We start from the raw sequence: 26,220 nt of genomic DNA, 5'->3' as shown, positions 1-26,220 counted from the left end.
CGCGTCGTGGTGAGCAGTACGGCTTCAGCCGCGAGGTGGGAGGAGACCACGGCCAGCGGCAGTCCCAGCAGGAGCCACTGGGTGAAGCCGATGCGCTGTCCGGTGGCCTCCCACAGCACGGACACCGTGATCAGGTGCGCGCCCGCCCCGATGAGCGTGGCCACCGCCGACAGGAGGATCACCGTGGGGAAGAGCAGCGCCAGCATGACCACCAGCCGCTTACGGCCGGCCAGCGCCTTGGCCAGCGCCAGGAAGACGGGCAGTGCGAGCGCCGCCCGGCCCGAGGTCGCCGGGACCGCGAACGCGGTCAGCACCAGGGCCGTGGTCGTCAGATGCACCAGCTGCCGCACGGTGCGGGCCCCGCCGACCAGGAAGGCCGCGGCCCGGCCCGCGAGTCCGCTGCGCGACACCGCGGCGGCGATCACGAAGGCGCAGATCAGCAGCCAGACGGTCGAGTCACCGAGGGTCGCGAACAGGGTGTCGCTGCTGATCACCCCTGCCGCTGCGAGCACGAGGCCGGCGCCCAGCGCGATGTACGTGTCGTCCACCGCGGTCCCGATCCACGCGCAGGTGGCGACGGCGAACACGGCCAGCGTGATCCGGCCGTCCACACCGAGGCCCCCCACGATCCCGGGCAGGAGCAGCACCGCGCACACGCCGAACGCGGCGCCGGCCGTCACTGCCTGCCGGATGGTCAGGTTCACCTGGGCTCCTCCACGGGGTGTGTCAGGGCCGGTCCCGGCCCGTGTCACCCAGTCTCCGAAGCCGCGGTGAGCCCTTCATGAGCCGCCCATGAAGAGAAGTTCATGCGCGCGGGCACCCGCTCAGATCACCGCATCCGGTAGCCCATGCCCCGTACGGTCTCCAGTCGTTCGGCGCCGAGCTTCTTGCGCAGCGCCCGCACGTAGACGTCCACGATGTTGGAGCCCGGGTCGAAGTCGTAGCCCCACACGTGCGACAGGATCTGCTCGCGCGACAGCACCTGGTCGGGGTGGCGCAGGAAGAGTTCGAGCAGGACGAACTCCCGCGCCGTCAGGTCCACGGTGCGTGCGGCGGCCCGGGCCCGCCGGGTGCGCAGGTCGAGCGTGAGGTCGCCACTGCGCAGCACGGTCACCTCCGGCACACGGGCCGCGGTGCGCAGCCGGAGCCGGACGCGCGCCAGCAGCTCCTCGAAGCGGAACGGCTTGGTCATCCAGTCGTCCGCGCCGCCCTCCAGGCCGGCCACCGTGTCCCGCACCGAGTCCCGCGCGGTCAGCACGATCACCGGGGACGTCACCTGGGCCTCCCGTACCTCTCGCAGCACCGAGAAACCGTCCCGGTCCGGCAGGCCGATGTCCAGGACGATCAGGTCGAAGCCGCCCGTACACGCGTAGTCGACCGCCGTGCGCCCGTCACCGGCGACCGTCGTGGTGAAGCCGTTGGCCCGCAGGCCCTTCTCCACGAAGGCGGCGATCCGCTCCTCGTCCTCGACGATGAGAATCCTGCTCACAGTCCGACAGCCTCCACATCAGGTTCCTCGACGGGCGAGCAGGGCAGCAGCAGGACGAAGGTCGCCCCGCCGCCAGGGGTGGCGCGCAGTTCGACGCGCCCCCGGTGGCCTTCGGCGATGGCCTTGACGATCGACAGCCCGAGCCCCGCGCCGCTGCCGCGCGAGCCGCGCCGGGCGGCGCCGCGGCGGAACCGCTGGAAGATCACCTCGGCGTCCTGCGGCCGTACGCCGGAACCGCTGTCCGCGACGTACAGCTCCACCTCACCCGAGTCCGTCAGCCGCGAACCGATCCGGACCACCGCGCCGGGAGCCGTGTGCTGGACCGCGTTCTGCGCGAGCTGCACCATCGCCTGGGTGACGCGCTGCGGGTCGAGCACCGCCCAGCCCTCGGCGCCGCCGTCCAGCTGCCAGTCGCGGCGGCCCAGCGCCCGTACCTTCACATAGACGTCCGCGGTCAGTTCGGCGAGCTGGACCGGCTCGGGGTGGGTGAAGTCGGAGCGTTCGGCCTTGGCGAGCAGCAGCAGGTCCTCGACGATCCGGCTCATCCGGTCGAGCTCGTCGGTGACCAGCCGCACGGTCTCCTCGCGCTCGGCCGGGTCGTCGCCCATCAGCTCCAGATGGCCGCGCACGATGGTGATCGGTGTGCGCAGTTCGTGCCCGGCGTCGTCGATGAACTGCCGCTGGGTCCCGAAGGCGCGCTCCAGCCGGTCCAGCATCGCGTTGAAGGTCTCGGCGAGCGCCGAGATGTCGTCCCGCCCGTGGACGGGGATACGGCGGGTGAGGTCCTGCTCGGTGAGCTGCGCGGCGGTGGTGCGTACGAGCCGGACGGGCGCCAGAATCCGCCCGGCGACGACCCAGGCGATGCCGGTGGTCATCAGCAGGGCGACGCCCGATATGGCGAGCAGGACGCGGAAGACGCCGTTCACCACGGCCTGTTCGCCGTCCGCGTGGAAGGCGACCACGAAGGTCCCCCGTGGAGTGCCGTCGCCGGTGCCGACATCGACCTTGGCCCAGCGGATCTCGCCCTCGGGCCGTCGCAGGGTCCCCGTGCTCTCCGAGGAGCCGGTGATCCTCCTCAGCGACGGGCGGTCCTTGTGGAGGGGCAGCTCGGTGGCTATCTCACGGTTCTGCCGGAGCGTCGAGGGGCCGGACCCCTCGGTGACGACGGCGAGCAGTTCCTCACCGGTGTCGGCGTACTGCCGCTGGAGATGTACCTCCAGCAGCCGCCGGGGCCCGGCGAAGGGGGTTCCGGTGTCGGGGTCCTTGCCGTGCTCGACGAAGTTCGCGAACTCCTGGGTCTCCTGTGCGAGCAGCGTGCTGATCCGGTGGTCCAGGTCACCCAGCAGGATGGAGCGCGTGGTGGTGGCGACCGCGGCGAGTGCCACGGTCATCACCACCAGCAGCCAGAGCAGGATGCGGACCCGGGCGGATATCCGGTGCCGGGCCGGCGGCGGCTCATCCGTCGTCGTTGCCGTCGTCGTTGGCGTCGGGGGTCCCGGAGGTGCTGTCGTCATCGGTGTCGTCGGCGTCATCGTCGTCGTTCGTGTCGGTGGCTGGCGGCTGCGGGACGACGACGTCGCTCGGCGGCGCCGTCGGGTCCGCGCTGCCCCGGCCCGGGTCGGCGCTGCTGTCCGGCCCCGGGACGGCGGTGCTGCCGGGGTCCGGGCTGCCCGACGGCGAGCCGCGGTCCAGCTCGACGCGGGCGGGCACGTCCGGCCGGGCAGGGCTGTCGGCCAGCGCATAGCTGGTCGCGGCTATGCCCAGCGGGATCGCGACGACGGCTGCCAGGGTGGCGATACGGTGCGAGAAGGCCATGCGCGGAGCCTGCCCGCCCGACCCGCGGGCCAGGATGAAGCCAAGATGAGGAAACCTTCATGCGGGCTCTCGCGGGCGGTCCTGGCTCATGCCCTCAACGTAGCCGCCCGGTCGCCGCCCCGATGCGGCACACTGGACGTTTGGCCGTTCGCACCCGGGCGGCCACCCCCCGCAGGAAAGGGCCGCCGCGCGTGACCGGACCCCTCATCGTCCAGAGCGACAAGACGCTGCTCCTCGAAGTCGACCACGAGCAGGCCGAGGCCTGCCGCCGTGTCATCGCGCCCTTCGCCGAGCTGGAGCGTGCCCCCGAGCACATCCACACCTACCGCGTGACCCCGCTCGGCCTGTGGAACGCCCGGGCCGCGGGGCACGACGCCGAGCAGGTCGTCGACGCGCTCGTGGAGTACTCGCGCTACCCCGTGCCGCACGCCCTCCTCGTCGACATCGCCGAGACGATGGCGCGGTACGGCCGTCTCACGCTGTCCAAGCACCCGGTCCACGGGCTGGTGCTGACGTCCAACGACCGGCCGGTGCTGGAGGAGATCCTCCGCTCGAAGAAGGTCCAGCCGCTCGTCGGGGCACGCCTGGACCCGGACACCGTGGCCGTGCACCCTTCCGAGCGCGGGCAGATCAAGCAGACGCTGCTGAAGCTGGGCTGGCCCGCCGAGGACCTCGCCGGTTACGTCGACGGCGAGGCGCACCCGATCGAGCTCGACCAGGACGGCTGGGCGCTGCGCCCGTACCAGAAGCAGGCCGTCGAGGGCTTCTGGCACGGCGGTTCCGGCGTCGTCGTGCTCCCCTGCGGTGCCGGAAAGACGCTGGTCGGGGCCGGTGCCATGGCCGAGGCCAAGGCGACCACGCTGATCCTGGTCACCAACACCGTCTCCGCCCGGCAGTGGAAGCACGAGCTGGTGAAGCGGACCTCGCTGACCGAGGAGGAGATCGGCGAGTACAGCGGCACACGCAAGGAGATCCGGCCGGTCACCATCGCCACGTACCAGGTGCTGACCACCCGCCGTAAGGGCGTCTACCCGCACCTGGAGCTGTTCGACTCCCGCGACTGGGGGCTCGTGATCTACGACGAGGTGCACCTGCTGCCCGCGCCCGTCTTCAAGTTCACCGCCGACCTCCAGGCCCGCCGGCGTCTCGGCCTCACCGCCACGCTGGTGCGCGAGGACGGGCGCGAGTCGGACGTCTTCTCGCTCATCGGGCCCAAGCGGTTCGACGCCCCGTGGAAGGAGATCGAGGCGCAGGGCTACATCGCGCCCGCCGACTGCGTCGAGGTCCGCGTGAACCTCACGGACTCGGAGCGCCTCGCCTACGCGACGGCCGAGGCCGAGGAGAAGTACCGGTTCTGCGCGACGACCGCGACGAAGCGGAAGGTCACCGAAGCGCTGGTACGCAAGCACCGGGGCGAGCAGACCCTCGTCATCGGGCAGTACATCGACCAGCTCGACGAGCTGGGCGAGCACCTGGACGCCCCGGTGATCAAGGGCGAGACCAGCAACGCGCAGCGGGAGAAGCTGTTCGGCGCGTTCCGCGAGGGCGAGATCAGCGTGCTGGTCGTGTCGAAGGTCGCGAACTTCTCGATCGACCTTCCGGAGGCGACGGTCGCCATCCAGGTGTCCGGGACGTTCGGTTCGCGCCAGGAGGAGGCGCAGCGGCTCGGCCGGGTGCTGCGGCCGAAGGCCGACGGGCACGAGGCCCGGTTCTACTCGGTGGTCGCCCGCGACACGATCGACCAGGACTTCGCGGCGCACCGCCAGCGGTTCCTGGCCGAGCAGGGGTACGCGTACCGGATCGTCGACGCGGACGAGCTGCTGACGGAGAGCTGACCGGGGCGGGGCGGAGCCCGCCGGGGCTCAGCGGTGGCGGCGGACGACGCCCGCCTCCTCCGCGTACTCGCCGAGGACGGCCACCCCGAACGCGGTGCGTGCGTAGACCGACACGGCGCGCACCGCGTTACCGACGCGGTGGCTCCGGGGGTGGCCGGTGGCCGCCGTCGCGCCGTGGGCGGGTCCGGTCCTGCGTGGGTTCAGATAAACGGTGCTCATGCATTCCATGGTGCTCCGTCCGCCCGCGCCCCGGCATCGGCCGCCGGGCCGAGGCCCGTGGAGGCAGGCGTCGCCCGGAAGTCGCATGCCGCCCCCTACGGGACGGACACGGGCACCGGCCCGTAATTCGTTCGCCGCCGGGCGCCGCGGTCGATACAATCGCCGGTCTGCCCGCCTCCCGCACCGTGGTACCGGCCCGCCCTTCGAGCGGCCGGCAGCCGGGGGAGCGCCGCCGACCGGACGGAAACCGGCCGACAACAGCCGCACGCGCCCCCCGCGTGCGCATCTCTGTGTGTACGTCCCCGAGCGGACCGGGCGGTCAGCCCTGTCCGCCGTCCTGCGTCGAAAAGCCGGAGGCAACACCGTGCCCGCGCACGAAGAGTCAAGCAATCCACTGGCCGGGGAGCGGGCGCACCTCGCCGCGTCCCGTGCCGCGCTGCGCGCCATGCGCGAGGACGTGAAGGCCCTCGACATCCGCGACGTCACCGCGAACTGGGTCAACGCCGCCGTCCTGCAGGCCCAGATCGACGACCGCATCAAGGCACTCGCCGACCTCTCCCACACCCCGCTGTTCTTCGGCCGCCTCGACTACCTGCACGTGGTCGGCGCCGAGAAGGCGGAGGGCTCATCAGGAGGGGTGGCGCGTAACGCCCCGGCAGAGGGTGGTGGTGGGCGACGGGAGGGAGAGCGGTTCTACATCGGGCGCCGCCACGTCCATGACGCACACGGCGACCCCATGGTCATCGACTGGCGCGCGCCGGTCTCCCAGCCGTTCTACCAGGCGTCCAGGAACAACCCGCTGGACGTCGCCCACCGCCGCCGTTTCGGCTACACCGGCGGTGAGCTGACCGCGTACGAGGACGAGCACCTCACCGACCCGGCGGAGCCCGAGCAGACCAGCAAGCTCCTCCAGGCGGAGATCGAGCGGCCCCGTGTGGGCCCGATGCGCGACATCGTGGCGACGATCCAGCCCGAGCAGGACGAGATCGTCCGAAGCGGGCTCGGCGGGACGGTCTGCGTCCAGGGAGGCCCCGGCACCGGGAAGACGGCCGTCGGCCTGCACCGTGTCGCCTACCTCCTGTACGCGCACCGCGAGCGCCTCGCCCGCACCGGCACCCTCGTCATCGGCCCGAACCGGTCGTTCCTCCACTACATCGAGCAGGTCCTCCCGGCGCTCGGCGAGCTGGAGGTGCAGCAGGCCACCGTCGAGGACCTGGTGGCGGCCCGCGTCGAGGTGCGCGGCACGGACGAGTCCGCCGCCGCCGTGATCAAGGGTGACGCGCGGATGGCGGAGGTCCTGCGGCGGGCGGTCCGCTCGCACGTCACCCCGCCGGTGGACGGGGTCGTGGTGGTGCGCGGCTCCCGCCGCTGGCGCGTCCCGGCCTACGAGATCGAGGAGATGGTCAACGAGTTGCTGGCCCGCGACATGCGGTACGGGGCCGCCCACGAGGCTCTTCCACAGCGCATCGCGCACGCCGTCCTCGTACGGATGGAGGAGGCGGGCGAGGCCCCCGACGACCGGGTGCAGAACGCGGTGGCCCGCAATCCGGCGGTGAAGGCGGCCGTGAAGGCGGTCTGGCCGGCCGTGGACCCGGCGAAGCTGGTGCTGCGGCTGCTGACCGACGCCGAGTTCCTGGCGGCGCACGCGGAGGGGATCCTCACCGGCGACGAGCAGAAGCGGGTCCTGGCGGCCAAGCCGGCCCGGAGCGTGAAGTCCGCGAAGTGGACGGCGGCGGACGCGGTGCTGATCGACGAGGCCGCAGACCTGGTGGCCCGGACGCACTCGCTGGGCCATGTCGTCATCGACGAGGCCCAGGACCTGTCCCCGATGCAGTACCGGGCGGTGGGCCGCCGCTGCTCGACCGGCTCGGCGACGGTGCTCGGCGACCTGGCACAGGGCACGACGCCGTGGTCGACGCGGAGCTGGGAGCAGGCGCTGTTCCATCTGGGCAAGGCGGACGCGGTGGTGGAGGAGCTCACGGCCGGCTTCCGTGTGCCGCGCGAGGTGATCGCGTACGCCTCACGGCTGCTCCCCGCGATCTCGCCGGGACTGGCCCCGGTGGAGTCGGTGCGTGAGACGCCCGGCTCCCTCGCGGTGCGTGCGGTGGAGACGGCCGGCGAGCTCGACCCCGCGGTGATCGCGGCGTGCGAGGAGTCGCTGCGGCACGAGGGCTCGATCGGCCTGATCGCCGCCGACGCCCGCATCCCGGCCCTGGCGGCGGCGCTCGGTGCGGCGGGCCACGCGTATCTCTCCCCGGGCGAGGAGACGACCGCCGCCTCCCGGCTGACCCTGGTGCCGGCCTCACTCGCCAAGGGGCTGGAGTACGACTACGTGGTGCTGGACGAACCGGCGGCCGTGGTCGACGGCGAACCCGACGAGCGCACGGGCCTGCGCCGCCTGTACGTGGCCCTGACCCGCGCGGTGTCGGGCCTGGTCGTGCTGCACGCGGCGGAGCTGCCGGAGCAACTGGGCTAGACGGGACCGGACCGGCCGGCGCAGGGGAAGGTCGGCACACGCGGTGCAGGCCGGCTCAGGTCAAGCGGTCACCACCACCGTGGTGGCGACGGTGACCGCCACCATCGCCGCCTGCATTTCGCGGATCGCCGTGCGGACGCCATCGCCCGCCCACTGGCCGTCCGCGATCTTCTCCATGCGCGGTCTCACCTCCCGCGCCGGCACCTCGGGGAACGCGAGCCGGTGCAGCTTGGCGGCGTGGATCAGGGCGACGAGGCCGGCCGTGCGGTCGTCCGGATCCGTGCCGCGCAGCACCACCGAGGCCAGGCGCTCACGCAGCTCCGCCTCTGTCGCCCCGTCTGCCTCGGGATAGCGGCGCACCGGGAAGACGCCGAGCACCTTGCGCCGCTCCTCGCTCACGAGCCCACGTGCCCGCAGGCTCTGTATCGTCGCCTCGACCGCCTTGCCGTGGTCCCTCGCCAGCCAGTCCGTCACCTTGGGCGGCTTGCTCTTCTTGGCCGCCCAGGCGTCGATCAGACCGAGCCGCTCGTCGAGCAGGGCGACACCGGTGGGCGTGCGGTCGGTCACCGACAACCGGCCTCGGTCCACCGAAAGCCGCCCCGCCAGGAAGAGTTCGAGCAGTATGCCACCCGCGACGGCCCATCCGGCGGCCTGCCGGTCCTTGGCCGCCCCGGACTCGTCGTCCAGAGACAGCAGCATGATCTCTTCGCTCAGCGTGACCGACATGGTGTCACTCCCCGTTCATTCGCTTACTCCTAGTGACGAACGGGAGCGGCAATCAGTTCCCGGCCACCAGATGTCCGTAACTACCGGGCTTCCGAGGGAAGTTGGAGCAGTCGCTGTACGAAGCGTTTACAGACCACCAGGTGCGCGCTACGTTTTTGGGAGCGCTCCCACAGACCTCGCACTCTCCTTCATCCCCCCAGAGGAGATCAACCTCATGGCCATGCGAACCATCTTCCGGAGAACGTCCCCGCTGCGCGCGCCCCGCGTGCTGAGCATCCTGGGAGCGGGCCTGCTGGGCCTCACCCTGGCCGGTCTGCCCTCCCCCGCGTCCGCTCACGGTGTCGCCATGGATCCGGGCTCGCGCAGCTATCTGTGCTACAAGGACATGATCGCGAGCGGCAACCAGATGCCGTCCAACCCCGCCTGTGCCGCCGCGGTCGCGGCGACCGGCACAACTCCGCTGTACAACTGGTTCGGCGTCCTGGACTCCAACGGCGGCGGGAAGACCGAGGGTTACATCCCGGACGGCGAGCTCTGCAGCGGCGGCCACAACGGCCCGTACAACTTCTCGTCGTACAACGCGGCGCGCAGCGACTGGCCGACGACCCATCTCACGGCGGGCACCACCGCCCAGGTGAAGTACAGCAACTGGGCGGCCCACCCGGGCAAGTTCAACGTCTACATCACCAACGACGGCTGGTCGCCGAGCCAGCCACTGGCGTGGGACGACCTGACGCTCACCCAGACCGTGACCAACCCGCCGCAGGCGGGTGGCGCGGGCTCGGACGGAGGTAACTACTACTGGAACCTCCAGCTCCCGCAGGGCAAGACCGGCAAGCACATGCTCTTCATCCAGTGGATCCGCTCGGACAGCCAGGAGAACTTCTACTCCTGCTCCGACATCGTCTTCGACGGCGGCAACGGCGAGGTCACCGGCATGAAGGGCAGCGGGATGTCGGCGGCCGACCTGGCGGCAGCCGAGAAGAAGGCCGGGATCAAGCCGGCACAGGTCCACGCGGAGCACGCCGGGCACGCGGCGGCAGCCGGTGAGGCCGAGCTCGCGGCCTCCGCCCAGGACTCCTCGGCCGGTTACCTGCCCGTCGCGACGGCGGTCTCACTGACCGGCGCCGCCCTGATCTTCGCCGCAGGAGCGGTGGCCCAGAGCCGGCGCCGCCGACAGGCCGGACAGGACTGACGGCGCGGGACAGTTCGTGGCCCCGGCCCGGTGATCACCGGGCCGGGGCCATGAGGCGCCCCCGCATCACCCGTCCAGCGCGTCGCGCCACTCACGTACCGCCGCCTCGTCGACCGGACCGCTCCAGCCGCCCGGACGTGCCGCGCCCCCGATGTGGAAGGCCCCGATGCCCGCGGCGCGCAGACGCGGCACGTGGTCGAGGCGCAGGCCGCCGCCCACCATGATCTGCGGCTCGTAGCCGGGCAGGTTCGCGCGCCCCGCCTCCGCCAGCAGGACGTCCATGCCCGCGTCGACCCCGCTCGGCGAGCCCGCCGTGAGATACGTGTCGAGACCCGGCATGTCGGCGAGGTGTTTGCGCAGGACGTCGCGGTCGGCCGCGCGGTCGATGGCGCGGTGGAAGGTCCACGGGCAGCTGTTCAGCTCGGCGACGAGCCGCTCGACGGCCACCAGGTCGGCGTGGCCGTCCTGGTCGAGGAAGCCCAGGACGAACTCCTCCGCCCCCGCGGCGCGCATCGCGCGGGCCTTCTCCACGAGGACGCCGATGTCACCGGCGGCGAACCCGTCAGCGGCCCTGAGCATGACCCGGAGCGGGATGTCGACGGCGGACCGGATGCTCTCGAAGACCCTGACCGGGGGCGTCAGGCCGTCGGCCGCCATGTCGGTGACCAGTTCGAGGCGGTCCGCACCGCCCGCCTGCGCCGCGACCGCGTCCTCCGCGTCGAGAGCGATCACCTCCAGGACTGCACGGTTGCTCATGGTGTTCCATTCACTCGGAGCGGCTGTGGACTACAGGTCTAGTCCAATAACCAGACTACGGGTCGGCCACCCCGGGCGCAGCTCTCCATGTGAACGCGTACGTGAAGAAACGCGAGACCGCGGCGGCGTCCGCTGAGCGGACGCGCGCCGCGGCCTCGACGGTCACGGGACGGGCGGTCAGGGCTGGAGCGGCATCGACCAGCAGTTGGAGGACGTGCTCCTGCCGGAGAGACGGTCGGTCAGCCAGGAGATGGCGGCGCTCTGGTCGGTGAGGAGCGGGGCGAGGTGGTTGGTCATGATCTTGTCGCCGAGGTTGGGCAGATGGACGGCCTCATACGTCACCTTGCCGCCCTTGCGGCACCAGTCCACCGCGAGCTGCCTGGCCTGCTTGTGGGGGACTATGTCGTCCTGCACACCGGTCGCCAGCCGCACCGGAGCGGTCGGCTTCAGGTTGCCGAGGCGCTGCTGGGCGAGACTCGCCTGGAGCTTCGGTTCGGCAGCGATGACGTCGGCGAGCGACTTGCCGTTCGCGGTCCACTTCTTGCTGTTGGCGAAGCCGTAGCCGAAGATCGCGTCGCCCACGCACATGGTGGAGGTGTCCTTCAGCGCGGCCTTGCCGACGTCGTTCGTGTTCGCGTCGACGATCGCCTTCAGGGACGGGTCGGACTGGGCGAAGCCGTTGATCGACCAGCCGAGCGCACCGGCCAGGGCGCTGCCGTCGATGCCCTTCATGACCTCGGTGAGGTCGGCGGGCGGGGCTCCCGCGTAGGTGCCCGCCAGATTGACGTCGGGGGCGTACGTGGACTGCAGTTCCGCGGCCGCGGCGCTGGCCCCTCCGCCCTGGCTGTAGCCGTAGAGACCGACCCGGGAGGCGGAGTCGACGGAGGCGCCTTCGACCGAGCGCGCCGCACGGGCCGCATCCAGGAGCGCGTGCCCCTCGTCGACCCGGTTGACGTAGGTGTGGAGCCGGTCGGTGGCGCCGAGGCCGGCGTAGTCGGTGACGACGACGGCCGCACCGGCGGCGAGGAAGCGGTAGACCGCGATGTTGTCGTAGCCGATGGACACCGTGCCCTCGCCGATGGTCAGCGGGTGCTGGAGCGACAACGAGGGGGCGCACTGGTCGCCCTGACCCATGGTTCCCGAGGCCAGCGCCACCAGGGGGCGCGGGCCGTCGCCCTTCCACGCGGCGGCCGGTTCGATGTACGCGCCGGTGACGGCGACGGGCCCGCCACCCGCGTCGGTGGACTTGTACATCAGCCGGGTCGCGGTGCCGGGCAGCTGTCGGCCGTCAAGGCCGGGCAGGCTCAGTCCGAGCGGCAGGGGTTCCGTACGGACGAGGGACCCGTCGGCGGCGGGCAGCTGCGCCGGCGGGTCGTAGAAGGCGGGGATGGTCACACCCCGGGAGACCACCGACTCCGGTGACCCGGCGGATCCGGTGGCGGAGGCCGGTACGGCCACCGCGCCGAGGCACGCGGCGGCGGCCACCGAGGCGGCCAGCAGACGTCCCGTGCGGCGTCCCTGCCGACGGGGGTCCGGGAGGTGGGGGGTGTTCACTGTCGAGCTCGAACGGGTGGTCTTGCGCGGACTCACGGCTCACTCCTCGCTCTGCTCCTATGAAGGTGAGCGCAAGCTAGCACTCAGGCGTTACCTGAGGTAACTCATCGGTAAGTTACGCTTCGGTAACGTAAGGGAACCCCAGCGCCCGCAGGGCCGCCGCACGGCCCCCTCACACCCGCACGAACCGCACAGGCGTCCCCGGGACCGCCTGCGCCGCCCCCGCCAGCGCGGCCTCGTCGACCACGCCCACGACCGGATAGCCGCCCGTCGTCGGATGATCGTGGAGGAACACCACCGGGAGTCCGTCCGGCGGGACCTGGACCGCCCCCAGCACCATTCCCTCACTGGGCAGCTCGCCGTCCCGGGCGCGCCGCAGGGCCGGGCCCTCCGTACGCAGCCCGATGCGGTTGCTCCGCTCCGAGACCCGGTAGGCGGCAGTGGTGAGCGTGCGCAGGGCCGCCCCGGTGAACCAGTCGTCGCGCGGGCCCGGATACAGCGGCAGCACCAGCTCGGCCGGTACGCCCGGCCAGGGCACGGTGTCCACGCACGGGGCGCCGCCGCCCGTACGGCCCAGCGGCAGGACGTCACCCTCGCGCAGGACCGGCGGGCCGAGCCCCGAGAGCAGGTCGGCGGATCTGCTGCCGAGCACCGGTTCGGGCACCAGGCCGCCCGCGAAAGCCAGGTAGCCGCGCAGCCCGTGGAGCGCCGGCCCGGCCTCCAGCACCGCGCCCGGGGGCACCCGCACGGGCGCTCCCCAGGCGACCGGGCGCCCGTCCACCGCGACCCGGCACCCCGCCCCGCCGACGACGGCGAGCACCGGCCGGGCTCCGGTCACCCGGACCGCGCACCCCGTGAGCGTGGTCTCCAGGACCGCCGCATCGGGTGCGTTGCCCACGAGCCGGTTGGCCAGCCGCCGGGCGGGCCCGTCCAGCGCCCCCGCCCGGGGCACGCCGAGGTGGGCCCAGCCGGTACGGCCCTCGTCCTGCACGGTGGTCAGGGCACCGGCCCGGACCACTTCGAGCCCCGCGCTCACCCGCACACCCCCATCGGCACGAAGCGCACCCGGGCCCCCGGCCCGAGCAGCGCCGCCGGCTCGCGGGCCGGGTCCCAGAGGTCGGCCGGCCCGACCATCCGGCCGATGAGCTGCCAGCCGCCGGGCGACTCGCGCGGATAAACCCCGGTGTACGGCCCTGCGAGTGCCAGCGCCCCTGCCGGCACCCTGGTCCGGGGCGTGGACCTGCGCGGCACGCTCAAGTGCCCCGGCAGGCCCGTGAGATATCCGAAGCCGGGCGCGAAACCGCAGAAGGCCACCCGGAACTCCGTACGGGCATGGATGCGCGGCACCTCATCGACGGCGACGGCCCACGCCTCGGCCACATCGGCGAGATCCGGGCCGTCGTAGACGACGCGTATCTCGACGGCCTCCCCCGACCCCCGGGCCGGCGGCGGCACGCTCCACGACCGCAGTCGCCCCGCGAGCGTGCGGTCCTCCACCCCGTCGAGCAGCACCGTCCGAGCGCCGGGGACGATCTCGCGTACGGAGGGAAGCTCCCCGGCAGCCCGCCGGCGGAGCAACTCCGCGTGGAATGCCTCAGCGTCCTCGCCGGAGGCCAGCTCCACGAGCAGGGCGCGGGGCCCCGCCTCCAGGACCCGGACGCCGCTCATGCGCACGCCCGCACCGGGACGCCCGCTCATGCGATCACCCGCATCCGGACGTCCGCTCACGTGAACGCCCTTATGTGGACACCCGCTTGTTCCAGAGCAGCCCGGACCCGCCGGGCGAGCACCGCGGCGCCGGGGGGGTCCCCGTGGACGCAGAGCGACCGGGCCGCGACGGCTATCCGGGCGCCGTCCACCCCGGTCACGGCCCCCTCGACGGCCATGCCGACACTGCGGCGTACGACCTCGTCGGCGTCGTGCACCACGGCGCCCGCCTCGCCCCGCGGCACGAGCGTGCCCTGCGGGGTGTACGCGCGGTCGGCGAAGGCCTCCTCCACGGCGGTCAGACCCGCCGCCTCCGCATGGGCGAGCAGCCGCGAACCGGGCAGCCCGAGCACCGCGGGGCGGCCGCCGGCGAGCAGTACGCCCGCGACGACGGCGGCGGCCTGCTCGTCGTCCCGGACGACGCGGTTGTAGAGGGCGCCGTGCGGTTTCACGTACGCCACCGTGGAACCGGCAGCCTCCGCGAAGACCCGCAGGGCACCGATCTGGTAGGCGGTCTCGGCGGTCAGCTCGGCCGCCGGTACGTCCATGGCGCGCCGCCCGAATCCGGCCAGGTCGCGGTAGGAGACCTGCGCCCCGATGCGTACGCCCCGCTCCGCCGCCGTGTCGCAGACCCGCCGCATCACGGAGGCGTCGCCCGCGTGGAAGCCGCAGGCCACGTTTGCGCTGGTGACACAGGTCAGCAGCGCCTCGTCCTCGGTGAGGGTCCAGCGCCCGAAGCCTTCACCCAGGTCCGCGTTGAGGTCCATCAGCCGCGCCGGGCGCGTCGCACTCGTCAGATCCGTCACGGGCGCACGCTAGCGATTGTTCAACAATCCGACAAGAGTCCGCCCGCCGCCCGGGACACTCGTACGGTTCACTGAGCATGCGCACAGCTGACGGAACACCAGGCAGGGGACGGGCATGGCGGGGAGAGCGGACGGCGGAGAGGCCGGCGGCACACCGGATCTCTCGGAACTGACGACGCACAGCGCCTCCCTGGAGCGGTCCGGTACGGCCGAGCGGGTCGCCGCCGTCCTGCGGGACCGGATCACCGAGGGCTACTTCCCGCCGGGCAGCCGCCTGTCCGAGGAGAGCATCAGCGGCGCCCTGGCCGTGTCCCGCAACACACTGCGCGAGGCGTTCCGCCTGCTGTCGCACGAACGCCTGCTGGAGCACCACCTCAACCGGGGCGTCTTCGTCCGCGTCCTGGCCGTGGACGACCTGGTCGACATCTACCGGGTGCGGCTCCTCGTCGAGTGCGCGGCCCTGCGGACCCTGGGCAAGCCCCCGTTCGACCTCGCGGCGGTCGAGGCGGCGGTGTCGGCGGGCGAGCGGGCCGCGCTCCGGGACGACTGGCCCGCCTGCTCAACCGCCAACATCCGTTTCCACCAGGCGCTGGCCGGCCTGGCGAACAGCCCCCGCACCGACGAACTGATGCGCAACGTCCTCGCCGAACTGCGGCTCGCCTTCCACGTGATGGCCGACCCCCGCCGCTTCCACGAGCCCTACCTCACCCGCAACCGAGAGATCGCGGACAGACTGGCCGAGGGGGACGCGGCCGGTGCCGAGCGGACGCTCGCCTTCTACCTGGAGGACTCCCGACGCCAACTGGCGGAGGCGTACGCACAACGGCTCACGGAGCGGTAGCCCAGGTCGTTCCACGATCCATCCCCCGCTCCTCCACTCCACTGAGCGGCGCGCCCGCCGACCGGAGACGGGACCGGGCGGCGGGCGTGCGCGCGGGGCGTACGTCCTACCCTCGGCGTATGAGCGACAGCGCCCCCGGCACATCCGACAGCGGCACCTCCGAAAGCCCGCACACCGGCGGCGCCCTCCGTGGCCGCTGGCGCGAGGCCCTGCTCTCCGCACGGGGCGGGTCGGGCCACGGGCCCGACCCGGACCCGTACGCCGACGCCCTCCTCGCACGCTGGGCCGAACCCCAGCGGCGCTACCACACCACCGCCCACCTGACGCAGGTCCTGGACCGCGTCGACACGCTGGCCGGGCACGCCTCGGACCCGGACCTGGTGCGCCTCGCCGTCTGGTTCCACGACGCCGTCTACCGCCCCGACCGCTCCGAGAACGAGGAGCGCAGCGCGGCGCTCGCCGAACGCGCCCTGCCCGAGGCCGGTGTCCCCGACGCGGCGACGGCCGAGGTCGCCCGGCTGGTCCGGCTCACCGTCACCCACGACCCGGCGGACGGCGACACCAACGGCGAGGTGCTGTGCGACGCGGATCTCGCGATCCTGGCGGCAGGCCCCAAGGAGTACGCGGCGTACGCGGCGCAGGTGCGCGAGGAGTACGGCTTCGTCCCCGACGATGCCTTCCGCGAGGGGCGCGCCGCCGTCCTGCGGCAGCTGCTTGAGCTGCCCCGGCTGTTCCGTACGCCGCACGGGGCGGCGGAATGGGAGCCGAGGGCCCGGCAGAACCTGATGACGGAACTGGAGCTGCTCACACACTGAGCTGCTCACCGACTGAGCTGCTCACCGACTGAGACGGGGGAATGTCAGGGACGAAAGCACTGTTGGCCACTGTCATGCCCGACTCTGCTTCCAGCCGTCCCCGTATGCCGATGGCCGTCTACATCCTCGGCCTCTCGGTCTTCGCCCTCGGCACCAGTGAGTTCATGCTGTCCGGGCTGCTGCCGCCCATCGCCGACGACATGGACGTGTCCATCCCCAAGGCCGGACTCCTCATATCCGCCTTCGCGATCGGCATGGTGGTCGGCGCCCCGCTGCTGGCCGTCGCCACGCTGCGGCTGCCGCGCCGCACGACCCTCATCGCGCTGATCTCCGTCTTCGGGCTGGGCCAGGTCGCGGGTGCGCTGGCGCCGACGTACGAGGTGCTGTTCGTCTCACGGGTGGTGAGTGCGCTGGCGTGCGCCGGTTTCTGGGCCGTCGGCGCCGCGGTCGCCATCGCGATGGTGCCGGTGAACTCACGGGCCAGGGCGATGGCCGTGATGATCGGCGGGCTGTCGATCGCCAACGTGCTGGGGGTGCCGCTGGGCGCGTTCCTCGGGGAGAGCTTCGGCTGGCGCTCGGCGTTCTGGGCGGTGGGCGCGGCGTCCGCCGTCGCGCTCGTCGGCGTCGTCACACGCATCCCGCGCATCCCGCTGCCGGACGAGAAGCCGCAGCTCAAGCGGGAGGTCGCGATCTACAAGGACCGCCAGGTGTGGCTGTCCATCGTGATCACGGCCCTCGCGGCCGGCGGCGTGTTCTGCGCGTTCAGCTACCTCGCCCCCCTGCTGACGGACGTCGCGGGGCTGAGCTCGGGCTGGGTGCCGTGGGTGCTCGCGCTGTTCGGCGCCGGCGCGCTGATCGGTACGACGATCGGCGGCCGCGTCGCGGACGCGCACCTCTTCGGGGTGCTGCTGAGCGGTATCAGCGCCTCGACGGTCTTCCTGGTGGCACTGGCCCTGTTCGCGTCGAACCAGGTCGCCGTGATCGTCCTGGCGTTCCTGCTCGGGCTGTCCGCGTTCTACACGGCTCCGGCGCTGAACGCCCGGATGTTCAACGTCGCCGGTGTCGCCCCGACGCTGGCGGGTGCGACGACCACGGCCGCGTTCAACCTGGGCAACACGAGCGGTCCGTGGCTGGGCGGTGCGGTGATCGACGCGGACTTCGGCTTCCGGGCCACGGCCTGGGCGGGCGCCGCGATGCTGGTGCTCGGCCTGGCGGCCGTGACGGTCTCGCTGCGGCTGCGCGGGGGCGGTACACCGTCCCGCCGGATCGCGGGCGCCCCGGCGCACGCCGGCCCGGAGCAGTCCGGCTCGCAGCACGCCGAACCGGAGCGGGGCGCCCCCTCGGCCTGCGCGGTCATCCCGGAGCAGGGCGCCCCTTCGGGCGCCGCAGCCCCGCGTCGGTGAGCCGGCGCACGATCTCCTTCGACCCGACCTCCCGCGCCCCGGCACGCACCGCGTCGGCGTAATGCGCCTCGGGCACGTCGTAGTGGTCGCGCTCGAAGGCGCGGGGCGGGCAGCCGATCGAGGCGGCGAAGGCGTGCAGTTCCTCGAACGAGACATCGCTGACCAGGTGCGACCACAGGCGGCCGTGCCCCGGCCAGGTCGGCGGGTCGATGTAGACGGTCACCGGCCGGTCACCGGCCGAGCGCCTCGGCGAGCGACCCCACCCGCGCGACGGCCACCGTCGCCTTCGTGCAGACCCAGTGCGGGTCGGGGCCGAGCTCCGGCTCGACGTCCAGGGCGTGCGGTCCTTCGTCCGTGCACACCGGGCACAGCGGCCAACGCCCATGCCGCTCCAGGAGAGCGTCCTGCACGTCCTGCGCGACGAGCCCCGTGACGAAGGACACGCCCTCGGGCCACTGCTCGACCCACCACCGCCGGTGGACGATCGCGTCCTCGACCATCGAGACGATCCCGGCCTCGGCCACATCGCCCGCGACGAGGTCGGCCATCACCAGCGCCCGCGCGGTATGCAGCTCCTGTTCAAGGCTGTTCAACTCCATCCCCCCATTCTCCTCCCCCGCCCGGGCCGCCTCCCTCGGTCGGTGGGAAGTTGCGGACAGCGGAAACAGGCATATCGCCCACTTTTCTGTCCGTAACGTCCCAATGACCGAGGGGGGATTGACGGGGCGGGGGGTTGGAAATAACTTTCAAGGGTGACCAATGACGTGAAGGAAAGTTTCAACCCGGACTCGCCGCCCGCCCCCGCGGCTCTCGCGGCCAAGGTGCGGACCCTGGCTCCGTCCATGACCCGTTCCATGCAGCGGGTGGCCGAAGCGGTCGCGCACGACCCCGCCGGGTGTGCCGCTCTCACCGTCACCGGTCTCGCCGAGCTCACCGGCACCAGTGAGGCGACCGTCGTCCGCACGGCCCGCCTCCTCGGCTACCCGGGCTACCGGGACCTCCGTCTCGCGCTCGCCGGCCTCGCCGCCCATCAGCAGTCGGGCCGGGCGCCCGCCGTCACGGCCGACATCGCGGTCGACGACTCCATCGCGGACGTCGTCACCAAGCTCGCCTACGACGAGCAGCAGACCCTGGCCGACACGGCCGCCGGTCTCGACACCGTACAGCTCGGGGCCGCCGTGGCGGCGGCAGCGACCGCGCGGCGCATCGACATCTACGGCGTCGGGGCGTCCTCCCTCGTCGGCCAGGACCTGGCGCAGAAGCTGCTCCGGATCGGCCTGATAGCCCACGCCCACATGGACCCGCACCTCGCCGTGACCAACGCCGTGCAGCTGCGCCCCGGCGACGTGGCCATCGCGATCACCCACTCCGGCTCCACGGGTGACGTCATAGAGCCGCTCCGGGTCGCCTTCGACCGGGGCGCGACGACGGTCGCGATCACCGGCCGCCCGGACGGGCCCGTCTCGCAGTACGCGGACCACGTCCTGACCACGTCCACCGCGCGGGAGAGCGAGCTGCGGCCCGCCGCCATGTCGAGCCGCACCAGCCAGCTCCTCGTCGTCGACTGCCTGTTCATAGGGGTCGCCCAGCGGACGTACGAGACGGCGGCGCCCGCACTGTCCGCCTCGTACGAGGCGCTCGCCCACCGCCACACACCGCGCAGCCGCTGACCCCGGCGACGCCCGCGACCCGCACCGCACCACCCCCACGCACCGTACGAGTACGGGAACGAGAAAGCAGAGCGCTGTCCATGACCTCCACCACCGACGCGAACGCGGACGCCCCCGTCCCCGACGGCTACGGCGAACTGCGCGCCCAGCTCGCCACCCTCACCACGGAGGCGTTCCGGCCGGAGCTCGCCGAGATCGACCAGCTGCCGACGCAGGAGATAGCCCGCATCATGAACGGCGAGGACAGCACCGTCCCCGCCGCCGTGGCCGAGAAGCTGCCGCAGATCGCCGCCGCGATCGACGCCACCGCCGAGCGCATGGCGCGCGGCGGCCGGCTGATCTACGCGGGCGCCGGCACCGCCGGCCGTCTCGGTGTGCTCGACGCCAGCGAGTGCCCGCCCACCTTCAACACCGACCCGTCCGAGGTCCTCGGCCTGATCGCGGGCGGCCCCTCCGCCATGGTCAAGGCCGTCGAGGGCGCCGAGGACAGCAAGGAACTGGCCGCCGACGACCTCGACGGCCTGGGCCTCACCCCCGACGACACGGTGGTCGGGATCTCCGCCTCCGGCCGCACGCCGTACGCCATCGGCGCCGTCGAGCACGCCCGCTCCAGGGGTGCGCTCACCCTCGGCCTCTCGTGCAACGCGGACTCCGCACTCGCCGCGGCCGCCGAACACGGCCTGGAGATCGTCGTCGGTCCCGAGCTGCTCACCGGCTCGACCCGTCTCAAGGCGGGCACGGCGCAGAAGCTCGTCCTCAACATGCTGTCGACGATCACGATGATCCGGCTCGGCAAGACGTACGGGAACCTGATGGTCGACGTGCGCGCTTCCAACGAGAAGCTGCGCGCCCGCTCCCGCCGGATCGTCTCCCTCGCCACCGGCGCCGGTGACCAGGAGATCGAGGCGGCGCTCGCCGCCACCGACGGCGAGGTGAAGAACGCCATCCTCACCATCCTCGGCGGGGTCGACGGACCTACCGCCGCCACACTCCTGGCCGAGTCCGACGGCCACCTCCGCGCCGCCCTCGCGGCCGTCCGCACCACCTGACGCACCACACCCCCGCACAGCAAGGCACCACGCACCATGGCTACTGAAGACAAGAACCGCGCCACTGCCGCCGCGATCCTGCCGCTCGTCGGTGGCGCTGCGAACGTCAGCTCGATCGCCCACTGCATGACCCGGCTCCGGCTGGGCCTGCACGACCGCTCCCTCGTCGACGACGAGGCCCTCAAGGCGGTCCCCGCAGTGATGGGCGTGGTCGAGGACGACACCTACCAGATCGTCCTCGGCCCGGGCACCGTCGCCCGGGTCACCCCCGAGTTCGAGCAACTGGTCGAGGAGGGGCGGGCGTCAGAGGCCCCCGCCCCCGTCCGCACGGCGGAGGAGCTGGCCGACAAGGGCGCGGCCCTCAAGGCGCAGCGGAAGACGAAGAACGCCACCCCGTTCAAGCTGTTCCTGCGCAAGATCGCGAACATCTTCGTTCCGCTGATCCCCGCCCTGATCGGCTGCGGCATCATCGCCGGGCTCAACGGCCTGCTGGTGAACCTCGGCTGGCTGCCCTCGGTCACCCCCGCCCTGGCGGCGATGGCCTCCGGCTTCATGGCGCTGATCGCGGTCTTCGTCGGCTACAACACGGCGAAGGAGTTCGGCGGCACGCCGATCCTCGGTGGCGCGGTCGCGGCGATCATCGTCTTCCCCGGCGTCGCGAACATCGACGCCTTCGGCCAGACCCTCTCCCCCGGCCAGGGCGGCGTCCTCGGCGCCCTCGGCGCGGCGGTCCTCGCGGTCCACGTCGAGAAGTGGTGCCGCCGCTGGGTGCCCGAAGCACTGGACGTCCTGGTCACGCCGACGCTCACGGTGCTGATCTCCGGCCTCGTCACGATCTTCGGTCTGATGTACGTCGCCGGTGAGGTGTCCACCGCCATCGGCACGTTCGCGGACTGGCTGCTCTCCACCGGCGGCGCGGGGGCGGGCTTCCTGCTCGGCGGCTTCTTCCTGCCACTGGTGATGCTGGGCCTGCACCAGGCCCTGATCCCGATCCACACCACGCTGATCGAACAGCAGGGCTTCACGGTGCTGCTCCCGATCCTCGCGATGGCCGGAGCCGGCCAGGTCGGCGCGGCGGCGGCCGTGTACCTCCGTCTCCCGCGGAACGAGTCGATCCGCAAGACCATCAGGTCCGCCATGCCCGCAGGGCTGCTGGGCGTGGGCGAGCCCCTGATCTACGGCGTCTCCCTCCCGCTGGGCCGCCCGTTCATCACCGCGTGTGTGGGCGGCGCCTTCGGCGGCGGCTTCGTGGGCCTGTTCAACCAGCTCGGCGACTCGGTCGGCTCGACGGCCATCGGCCCGTCCGGCTGGGCCCTGTTCCCGCTCCTGGACGGCAACCACGGCCTCGGCTCCACGATCGCGATCTACGGGGGCGGTCTGCTCGTCGGATACGTCGCGGGGTTCGTCGCCACGTACTTCTTCGGCTTCAGCAAGTCCCTGCTGGCGGAGTTCAACGTCTCCCAGGAGCCTGCCCCCTCCACGGTCGCTGCCACCGGTCCGGCCTCCCCCTCGGGCGACACCGCGGCGAAGGAACCCGCCGGAGTCTGACCGCACGCCGCTCGCGGGTCCGCCGGCCCGCGAGCGGTCACGGGGAGCCCCGATAAGTTTCCGTGCGAACACGTGTGTGTAGGAAATGCATTGCCGGGCACAAGCTGCTCCGGAGGTTGATAACAATGGTTCCCCTGCTTCTTGTTCTTCTGCTCGCCCTGATCCTTTTCGGTGCCGGTTTCGCACTCAAGGCACTGTGGTGGATCGCGGTGATCGTGCTCGTGGTCTGGCTGATCGGATTCTTCGTACGCCCGGCGGCCGGCGGCGGTAAGCGCGGCCGGTGGTACCGCTGGTAGAACATCCCGACCAGCACTGATGCGGGTGGCTCAGGACCTGATGGTCTTGAGCCACCCGCATTTTTAACGTGTTATCGCGATTCCATGGGTGTGGGCCGGAAAAGTAGGGGCAGCCGAATTACCGAGCGGCACTCATCGTCATCTCGATGAGAATCGCCGTGCCGAATGAACCGTCGAGGAAGGAGCCGAAAGATGAGCGACAACCTGTGGGGCTACCAGCCTACGAGCGGTCACACCGCGGGCGCCGACCTGACCGGATTCTCGGTCGAGGCGACGGACGGAAGCATCGGCAAGGTCGACAAGCACTCCGACGACGTGGGCTCCGCCTACCTCGTCGTCGACACCGGTGTCTGGATCTTCGGCAAGGAAGTCCTGCTCCCGGCAGGCACGGTCAGGGGGATCGACACCGAGCACAAGAAGATATTCGTCGACCTGACCAAGGACCAGATCAAGGACTCCCCGGAGTTCGACAAGCACAAGCACGCGGACGACCCGGGCTATCACGCCCAGGTCGGTGGCTACTACGACAGCTACCGGCTCGGGTGACACCGAAGCACCACGCGCAGCGGCGGGGCCGGCTCCTCATACGGAGCCGGCCCCGCTGTCGCGGTGCGCGAGGCGCCGACGGGGCCCTCCCTCCGCAGGACGGGCGCACGGGGGCCGTTCAGACCGGGAAATCCGCTGTCAGCAGGGTGACGTCGAAGGGCCCGGGCAACGAGAGCGGCTTCCCGAAGGCCACGGGGTCGGAGTGCTTGTACGTCCCGTCCTCGTTCGGCTCCGTGAACAGCGTGGACATCGCCCCGCGCGTGTCGAACCGGTCGATCAGCAGGTACATCGGGACACCCGCCCGCGCATAGGCGCGGTACTTCTTCGTCCTGTCCTCCCGGGCGTTCCCTCTGGAGGTGATCTCGACGACCAGCAGCGCTTCCGATGCGTCCATGGGGTCGCTGGTCTCAGGGTCTGCGGCAGCGATCAGCTCCGTCGGCATCACGACGAGGTCAGGGACGTAGAGCTTGTCGAGAGGCGCCACGTGCACACCGAGCGTCTGGTAGATCTCCAGTTCCTCGGGGAGGTTCGTATAGAGCCTGCGCTGCACCTTCGCGGCGATGCCGTTGTGGTGCGCATGAGGCGGCGGTACCAAGACGATCTGCCCTTCGTCGATCTCGGCGCGCCACCCCTCGGGCACGTCCAGTTCCTGCCATGTCCGCAGCAGGTAGTCCCACGGACGGCCCTCGGAGCCCTGATCGCTTTCGACCATCGCAGCGGTCATCGCAGGTCCCTTCTCCTGTGGCCCGACTACGTGGGAGCGTAGATCGACGTGTCTGCGGCGGTCCGCCGCTCCCACCAGCGTCCCACGATCGTGTGAAGCGCGCACCGACCTCACAGCAGGTGTCACACCGCTCATCGCGGCAGCTGCCCCTCCCGGTTGATCTCCCTCACCCGGGCCCGGAGCACGAGCCCCGGCGGAGCCGGCCGGACGGCGTCCGGCGGGCAGTCCCACTCCGCGCCGCCGCCCGGCGGACGCAGCTGCACATACGGCCCGACGCGGCCCATCACCCGGCCCACCCGGCCGTCACGGCCGTCGACCGCGAACGTCCCGGGCTCCGGCAGACAGGGCTCCAGTCCTTCAACTGTCATGAGCGTCCTTCGCTTCGAGTCGTTCACTCAGCCGCAGCGCCGTCTCGATCGAGCACCGGCCGAGGTCCACGAGCGGCGCCGGCTCGTCACCCGCGCACGACACCGGGTCGATCCGCAGCGACGGCAGCTTCACGCCGACCCCCGCGAGCCCGGCCCGCAGCCGCGCCACCGCGTCCTCCGCCGCCCGCACTCTGCCCGCTGCCTCTTTGCGCCGTTCCGTAGCCGTCATCATGATCTTCCCCATTTCCACGCTGCGTAGTTGCTATGCATACTCAGCGTTGCCAATTCCTCGCTGGCGTGGAAGGGGTGCGGTTCCAACACCCTCACGTGTGCCACAGGGAGTCGTCTTGCCCGGACCGAAGAAGCTCGACCCGTCCTCCTCGCCCCGGGCCCTCCTGGGCGCCGAACTCCGCCACCGCAGGGAGGCCGCAGGCCTTTCGCAGGACGACCTGGGGGCGCCCCTGTTCGTCAGCGGTTCCTTCATCGGACAGCTGGAGGCGGGTACGCGACGGATGCAGGCGGACCAGGCCCAGAAGCTGGACGAGGTGCTGGGCGGAGGCGGGTTCTTCACGCGGAACTGCGCCGCGCTGAAGCAGTCGAAGTACCCGGACCACTCGCGGAGGCGGCGGAGTCGGAGCGTCTCGCGACCACGATCCGGGAATACGCACCCCTCCTGGTTCCTGGGCTGCTTCAGACGGAAACCTACGCCCGGGCAGTGTTCCGGGCATATCAGCCAGCCGACTGCTACGGAGGACGTGATCGATGAACTCGTGGCGGCGCGGCTGGAACGGGCGCAACTGCTGGCCGATCCAACGACGCCCCTGTTGTGGGTCGTGTTGGACGAGGCCGTTCTACGTCGGCAGGTAGGCGGACCAGCTGTGATGGCGGAGACACTGCGGCATGTGGCCGAACTGGCCCGGCGACACCGGATGATCATTCAGGTTCTGCCGTTCTCAGTAGGCGCGCATGCCGCCCTGGACGGAGGCCTGAAGCTGATGTCCTTCCCGGACGCTCCTCCGCTCGCGTACGTGGACGGCCTGGGCATGGGGCGGCTCGAGGACGATCCCGCAGGCGTCGCCCGGTACGAACTGACTTACCATCTGCTGGGTGCCAGCGCCCTGTCACCGGAAGCATCACTGGATTTGATCGACTCGACGGCGGAGGATTGCGTCCATGAAGATCAGCAGCTCTGACTACGACCTGGCCACAGCCACCTGGCACAAGTCCTCCTACAGCGGTGGAGACGGCGGAAACTGCCTGGAGGTCGCCGAAGGCAGCCCCGGCCTCGTCCCCGTCCGCGACTCCAAGACCGCCGACGGCCCCGCGCTGGTGTTCCGGACCGCCGCCTGGGCCGCCTTCGTCACCGGCCTCAAGCGCACCTAGGTTCCGCGACTTTCGTCGTCCGCCGTCACGACGAACGGTGACAGCGGTGGACGGCCGGGGGTCTCTACCGTGGGTGTGTGACTCGTGTCGAATCCATGGACCCCGCAACCTCGGCCCTCCGAATCCCGGCGGTGAGGGCGCTTCGGGCGTTCCGGCCGACGGTGCCGGGGCGTGCTCTCTTCGCGCCCGGGATGTGGCCCGTCGGGCGCATCGTGGGAGAGACGCTCCTGAGCGTGACGCTCGCACTGCTGGCGCTGGGCGCCGGACTCCTGGACGACGGGGGCACCTTGCGGGCCGTCGGCGTCGCGCTGGGGGTCGCCCTGGTCTCGCCCCTGCGCCGGGTGCTGCCCGCCTTCGTGCTGCTGGCGACCGCCGTCGCCTGCGTCCCGCTGGGCGGCTTCGCACCCCTGTTCCTCGTCGTCTCCTGGTCGGCGGGGCGGCGCATCGAGGGACTCGGCCGGGCGGCCGGTGTCTTCGCCCTCGCCTATGGCCTCACCCTCGGCTTCACAGCCTTGTGGGAGTCTCATCTCTCCCTGCCGCTCCTGGCCTTCAGCGGACTGTTCGTGCTGGTCTCGCTGGTCGTGCCGGGGCTCGCCGGACGCTACTGGTCGCAGCGCCGCGCCCTGACCGACACCCTCCACGAGTACAACGCCCAACTTCTGCGCGAGCGGGCGATGATCGCCGGACAGGCCAGGATGCTGGAGCGTCAGCGCATCGCGCAGGACATGCACGACAGCCTCGGCCACCAGCTCGCGCTGATCGCGGTGCACACCGGTGCGCTGGAGGTGGACCGCGAGCTGACCGGGCAGCAGCGTGAGGCCGTGGGTGTGCTGCGCGAGGCGTCAGTGGCCGCGATGCACGAACTGCGCGACGTGGTGGGCGTGCTGCGGGACGGCGCACCGGAATCCCCGCAGGCCGTCGAGGCCAGTGACGAGGACTCCGGGGCCCCGTCACGTGGGGTGGCCGGGATCGAGGGGCTGGCCGAGGCGTCCCGGAGGG

Annotated in this window: 29 protein-coding genes and 1 pseudogene; 14 read left to right on the top strand and 16 right to left on the bottom strand. The window is 71.7% G+C overall.

Annotated elements, in window-relative coordinates:
• The 4 genes from BFF76_RS07975 to BFF76_RS07960 form a co-directional block, all read right to left on the bottom strand.
• Window positions 1-704, bottom strand: a 704-nt coding sequence (locus BFF76_RS07975) for an SLC13 family permease (protein WP_208604827.1), incomplete at its 3' end; no start/stop codon positions are given.
• A 125-nt stretch (window positions 705-829) separates the two neighbouring features.
• On the bottom strand, window positions 830-1,489 hold the full coding sequence (locus BFF76_RS07970; protein WP_031093314.1) for a response regulator transcription factor: 660 nt from the start codon (window positions 1,487-1,489) through the stop codon (window positions 830-832).
• Window positions 1,486-3,003, bottom strand: a complete 1,518-nt coding sequence (locus BFF76_RS07965) for a sensor histidine kinase (RefSeq protein ID WP_199831596.1) — start codon at window positions 3,001-3,003, stop codon at window positions 1,486-1,488. The genes BFF76_RS07970 and BFF76_RS07965 overlap by 4 nt, the downstream gene beginning before the upstream one ends.
• A complete protein-coding gene (locus BFF76_RS07960; RefSeq protein WP_053930616.1) occupies window positions 2,945-3,304 on the bottom strand; it encodes a hypothetical protein in 360 nt (119 codons plus the stop codon). The genes BFF76_RS07965 and BFF76_RS07960 overlap by 59 nt, the downstream gene beginning before the upstream one ends.
• Before the next feature lie 191 nt (window positions 3,305-3,495).
• On the opposite strand from BFF76_RS07960, the gene BFF76_RS07955 reads away from it, so the two are divergent.
• Window positions 3,496-5,139 (top strand): DNA repair helicase XPB, encoded by a 1,644-nt coding sequence (locus tag BFF76_RS07955; RefSeq protein WP_031093323.1) that lies wholly within the window; start codon window positions 3,496-3,498, stop codon window positions 5,137-5,139.
• Window positions 5,140-5,166: 27 nt separating this feature from the next.
• On the opposite strand, the gene BFF76_RS07950 is transcribed toward BFF76_RS07955, so the two are convergent.
• Window positions 5,167-5,358 carry a hypothetical protein gene (locus BFF76_RS07950; RefSeq protein WP_053930718.1) on the bottom strand — a complete coding sequence of 64 codons (192 nt, stop codon included), beginning with the start codon at window positions 5,356-5,358 and terminating at the stop codon, window positions 5,167-5,169.
• Between the two features lie 364 nt (window positions 5,359-5,722).
• Here BFF76_RS07950 and BFF76_RS07945 point away from each other — a divergent pair, with 364 nt between their 5' ends.
• Window positions 5,723-7,834, top strand: coding sequence for a HelD family protein (locus BFF76_RS07945; protein WP_065847766.1), 2,112 nt, complete (start codon window positions 5,723-5,725; stop codon window positions 7,832-7,834).
• Between the two features lie 60 nt (window positions 7,835-7,894).
• On the opposite strand, the gene BFF76_RS07940 is transcribed toward BFF76_RS07945, so the two are convergent.
• Window positions 7,895-8,560, bottom strand: a complete 666-nt coding sequence (locus BFF76_RS07940) for a GOLPH3/VPS74 family protein (protein ID WP_031093333.1) — start codon at window positions 8,558-8,560, stop codon at window positions 7,895-7,897.
• A gap of 214 nt (window positions 8,561-8,774) precedes the next feature.
• Here BFF76_RS07940 and BFF76_RS07935 point away from each other — a divergent pair, with 214 nt between their 5' ends.
• On the top strand, window positions 8,775-9,755 hold the full coding sequence (locus BFF76_RS07935; RefSeq protein ID WP_053930618.1) for a lytic polysaccharide monooxygenase auxiliary activity family 9 protein: 981 nt from the start codon (window positions 8,775-8,777) through the stop codon (window positions 9,753-9,755).
• Between the two features lie 66 nt (window positions 9,756-9,821).
• Here BFF76_RS07935 and BFF76_RS07930 read toward each other — a convergent pair whose 3' ends face one another.
• From BFF76_RS07930 to BFF76_RS07910, 5 genes are all read right to left on the bottom strand, one after another.
• Window positions 9,822-10,511 (bottom strand): copper homeostasis protein CutC, encoded by a 690-nt coding sequence (locus BFF76_RS07930; protein ID WP_031093340.1) that lies wholly within the window; start codon window positions 10,509-10,511, stop codon window positions 9,822-9,824.
• A 177-nt stretch (window positions 10,512-10,688) separates the two neighbouring features.
• Window positions 10,689-12,101, bottom strand: a complete 1,413-nt coding sequence (locus BFF76_RS07925; protein ID WP_053930619.1) for a lipase family protein — start codon at window positions 12,099-12,101, stop codon at window positions 10,689-10,691.
• A gap of 136 nt (window positions 12,102-12,237) precedes the next feature.
• Complete coding sequence (locus BFF76_RS07920) at window positions 12,238-13,101, bottom strand: 5-oxoprolinase subunit C family protein (RefSeq protein WP_065847770.1); 864 nt, start codon at window positions 13,099-13,101, stop codon at window positions 12,238-12,240.
• Complete coding sequence (locus BFF76_RS07915) at window positions 13,098-13,763, bottom strand: 5-oxoprolinase subunit B family protein (protein WP_244167237.1); 666 nt, start codon at window positions 13,761-13,763, stop codon at window positions 13,098-13,100. Before BFF76_RS07915 ends, BFF76_RS07920 begins: the two co-directional genes overlap by 4 nt.
• Before the next feature lie 26 nt (window positions 13,764-13,789).
• A complete protein-coding gene (locus BFF76_RS07910) occupies window positions 13,790-14,539 on the bottom strand; it encodes a LamB/YcsF family protein (protein WP_065847762.1) in 750 nt (249 codons plus the stop codon).
• Window positions 14,540-14,693: 154 nt separating this feature from the next.
• Here BFF76_RS07910 and BFF76_RS07905 point away from each other — a divergent pair, with 154 nt between their 5' ends.
• The 3 genes from BFF76_RS07905 to BFF76_RS07895 all read left to right on the top strand — a co-directional run bounded on the left by BFF76_RS07905 (window position 14,694) and on the right by BFF76_RS07895 (window position 17,637).
• On the top strand, window positions 14,694-15,419 hold the full coding sequence (locus BFF76_RS07905) for a GntR family transcriptional regulator (RefSeq protein ID WP_065847760.1): 726 nt from the start codon (window positions 14,694-14,696) through the stop codon (window positions 15,417-15,419).
• Window positions 15,420-15,538: 119 nt separating this feature from the next.
• Window positions 15,539-16,234: an HD domain-containing protein gene (locus BFF76_RS07900; RefSeq protein ID WP_065847759.1), complete on the top strand. Its 696-nt coding sequence runs from the start codon at window positions 15,539-15,541 to the stop codon at window positions 16,232-16,234.
• Window positions 16,235-16,338: 104 nt separating this feature from the next.
• Window positions 16,339-17,637 carry a Cmx/CmrA family chloramphenicol efflux MFS transporter gene (locus BFF76_RS07895; protein WP_167359475.1) on the top strand — a complete coding sequence of 433 codons (1,299 nt, stop codon included), beginning with the start codon at window positions 16,339-16,341 and terminating at the stop codon, window positions 17,635-17,637.
• On the opposite strand, the gene BFF76_RS07890 is transcribed toward BFF76_RS07895, so the two are convergent.
• Together BFF76_RS07890 and BFF76_RS07885 are read right to left on the bottom strand one after the other, a co-directional pair.
• The gene (locus BFF76_RS07890) at window positions 17,588-17,860 is read right to left on the bottom strand and encodes a DUF4031 domain-containing protein (RefSeq protein ID WP_031093354.1); all 273 of its coding nucleotides are present in this window, start codon (window positions 17,858-17,860) and stop codon (window positions 17,588-17,590) included. The two genes, BFF76_RS07895 and BFF76_RS07890, sit on opposite strands and share 50 nt — an antisense overlap.
• 7 nt (window positions 17,861-17,867) lie before the next feature.
• On the bottom strand, window positions 17,868-18,236 hold the full coding sequence (locus BFF76_RS07885; RefSeq protein ID WP_031093356.1) for a hypothetical protein: 369 nt from the start codon (window positions 18,234-18,236) through the stop codon (window positions 17,868-17,870).
• Window positions 18,237-18,389: 153 nt separating this feature from the next.
• On the opposite strand from BFF76_RS07885, the gene BFF76_RS07880 reads away from it, so the two are divergent.
• The 5 genes from BFF76_RS07880 to BFF76_RS07860 all read left to right on the top strand — a co-directional run bounded on the left by BFF76_RS07880 (window position 18,390) and on the right by BFF76_RS07860 (window position 22,746).
• Entirely contained in the window at window positions 18,390-19,307 is a 918-nt protein-coding gene (locus BFF76_RS07880) for a MurR/RpiR family transcriptional regulator (protein WP_053930622.1), read from the top strand.
• An 80-nt stretch (window positions 19,308-19,387) separates the two neighbouring features.
• On the top strand, window positions 19,388-20,356 hold the full coding sequence (murQ, locus tag BFF76_RS07875; RefSeq protein WP_053930623.1) for an N-acetylmuramic acid 6-phosphate etherase: 969 nt from the start codon (window positions 19,388-19,390) through the stop codon (window positions 20,354-20,356).
• Window positions 20,357-20,392: 36 nt separating this feature from the next.
• Window positions 20,393-21,904 (top strand): PTS transporter subunit EIIC, encoded by a 1,512-nt coding sequence (locus tag BFF76_RS07870; protein ID WP_031093365.1) that lies wholly within the window; start codon window positions 20,393-20,395, stop codon window positions 21,902-21,904.
• A 125-nt stretch (window positions 21,905-22,029) separates the two neighbouring features.
• On the top strand, window positions 22,030-22,200 hold the full coding sequence (locus BFF76_RS07865; protein ID WP_031093367.1) for a DUF5670 family protein: 171 nt from the start codon (window positions 22,030-22,032) through the stop codon (window positions 22,198-22,200).
• A gap of 192 nt (window positions 22,201-22,392) precedes the next feature.
• Window positions 22,393-22,746, top strand: coding sequence for a PRC-barrel domain-containing protein (locus tag BFF76_RS07860; RefSeq protein ID WP_031093370.1), 354 nt, complete (start codon window positions 22,393-22,395; stop codon window positions 22,744-22,746).
• A 118-nt stretch (window positions 22,747-22,864) separates the two neighbouring features.
• Here BFF76_RS07860 and BFF76_RS07855 read toward each other — a convergent pair whose 3' ends face one another.
• The 3 genes from BFF76_RS07855 to BFF76_RS07845 all read right to left on the bottom strand — a co-directional run bounded on the left by BFF76_RS07855 (window position 22,865) and on the right by BFF76_RS07845 (window position 24,067).
• On the bottom strand, window positions 22,865-23,470 hold the full coding sequence (locus BFF76_RS07855) for a Uma2 family endonuclease (RefSeq protein ID WP_065847755.1): 606 nt from the start codon (window positions 23,468-23,470) through the stop codon (window positions 22,865-22,867).
• 131 nt (window positions 23,471-23,601) lie between these two features.
• A complete protein-coding gene (locus BFF76_RS07850; protein WP_031093374.1) occupies window positions 23,602-23,838 on the bottom strand; it encodes a hypothetical protein in 237 nt (78 codons plus the stop codon).
• Window positions 23,828-24,067: a hypothetical protein gene (locus tag BFF76_RS07845; RefSeq protein ID WP_065847768.1), complete on the bottom strand. Its 240-nt coding sequence runs from the start codon at window positions 24,065-24,067 to the stop codon at window positions 23,828-23,830. Before BFF76_RS07845 ends, BFF76_RS07850 begins: the two co-directional genes overlap by 11 nt.
• 118 nt (window positions 24,068-24,185) lie before the next feature.
• On the opposite strand from BFF76_RS07845, the pseudogene BFF76_RS07840 reads away from it, so the two are divergent.
• The 3 genes and pseudogenes from BFF76_RS07840 to BFF76_RS07830 form a co-directional block, all read left to right on the top strand.
• A pseudogene (locus BFF76_RS07840) lies at window positions 24,186-25,031 on the top strand (helix-turn-helix domain-containing protein).
• Window positions 25,012-25,221, top strand: coding sequence for a DUF397 domain-containing protein (locus tag BFF76_RS07835; protein ID WP_065847753.1), 210 nt, complete (start codon window positions 25,012-25,014; stop codon window positions 25,219-25,221). Before BFF76_RS07840 ends, BFF76_RS07835 begins: the two are co-directional and overlap by 20 nt.
• Before the next feature lie 191 nt (window positions 25,222-25,412).
• Window positions 25,413-26,220 (top strand): histidine kinase (locus tag BFF76_RS07830; RefSeq protein WP_167359474.1); only part of this gene is annotated, 808 nt, incomplete at its 3' end.

It is taken from the genome of Streptomyces mutomycini, assembly GCF_001700505.1.
Lineage (GTDB): Bacteria > Actinomycetota > Actinomycetes > Streptomycetales > Streptomycetaceae > Streptomyces > Streptomyces mutomycini.
Note: the sequence above shows the minus strand (reverse complement) of the source record. Positions and strands in the feature narration are given on the sequence as shown.